The following is a 1,190-nucleotide window of genomic DNA, read 5'->3' as shown; positions in this document are numbered from 1 at the left end:
GCGCGGACGCGGGCTTCGACTTCGGCGTTGCCGTCTTCGCCGTTGGCGGCCAGGCCGTCGACCACTTCGATGATCCAGTCGGCGATCTGGCGGAACTCGGCCTCGCCAAAGCCGCGGGTGGTGCCGGCGGGGCTGCCGAGGCGGATGCCCGACGTGATGGTCGGCTTTTCCGGGTCAAACGGCACGCCGTTCTTGTTGCAGGTGATATGCGCCCGGCCCAGGGCCTTTTCGGTGGCGTTGCCCTTGACGCCCTTGGGGCGCAGGTCGACCAGCACCACATGGGTGTCGGTGCCGTGGGTCACCGTGTCGAGCCCGCCCTTGATCAGCTGATCGCTGAGCGCCTGCGCATTGATCACGACCTGCTGGATGTAGCTTTTGAACTCGGGGCGCAGCGCCTCGCCAAAGGCCACGGCCTTGGCCGCGATCACATGCATCAGCGGGCCGCCCTGAATGCCGGGGAAGATCGCCGAATTCACTTTCTTAGCGATATCTTCATCATTGGTCAGGATCATACCCCCACGTGGGCCGCGCAGGGTCTTGTGTGTGGTGGTGGTCGCCACATGCGCGTAGGGGAACGGGCTGGGATGCTCGCCCGCCGCAACCAGACCGGCGAAATGCGCCATGTCCACGTGCAGATAGGCGCCGACCATGTCGGCGATCTCGCGCATGCGGGCAAAGTCGATCTGACGCGGGATGGCCGAACCGCCCGCGATGATCAGCTTGGGGTTATGCTCTTTCGCCAGCGCCTCGACCTGATCATAGTCCAGCATGTTGTCCTGCTGGCGCACGCCGTATTGCACGGCGTTGAACCACTTGCCCGACTGGTTGGGCCGCGCGCCGTGGGTCAGGTGGCCACCAGCATCCAGGCTCATACCCAGAATGGTGTCGCCGGGCTGGATCAGCGCCTGGAACACGCCCTGGTTGGCCTGGCTGCCCGAGTTCGGCTGCACATTGGCAAAACCGCAGCCAAACAGCTGCTTGGCGCGGTCGATGGCCAGATTCTCGGCGATATCAACAAACTCGCAGCCCCCGTAATAGCGCCGGCCCGGGTAACCTTCGGCATATTTGTTGGTCATCACCGAACCCTGCGCCTCCATCACGGCGGCAGAGACGATGTTCTCGGACGCAATCAGCTCGATCTCGTCGCGCTGACGACCCAGCTCAGACCGGATCGAGCCAAAAAGCTCAGG

The 1,190-nt window shown here is 64.1% G+C and carries 1 protein-coding gene; it reads right to left on the bottom strand.

What is annotated here, in order from left to right; all coding sequences use genetic code 11:
- Positions 1-1,190 (bottom strand): serine hydroxymethyltransferase (gene glyA / locus ACR0M3_RS20020; RefSeq protein ID WP_480912416.1); only part of this gene is annotated, 1,190 nt, incomplete at both ends.

The organism is Ruegeria sp. O5 (assembly GCF_056535105.1).
The sequence above is the reverse complement of the archived record's forward strand: the minus strand, read 5'-3'. Positions and strand labels throughout refer to the sequence as shown.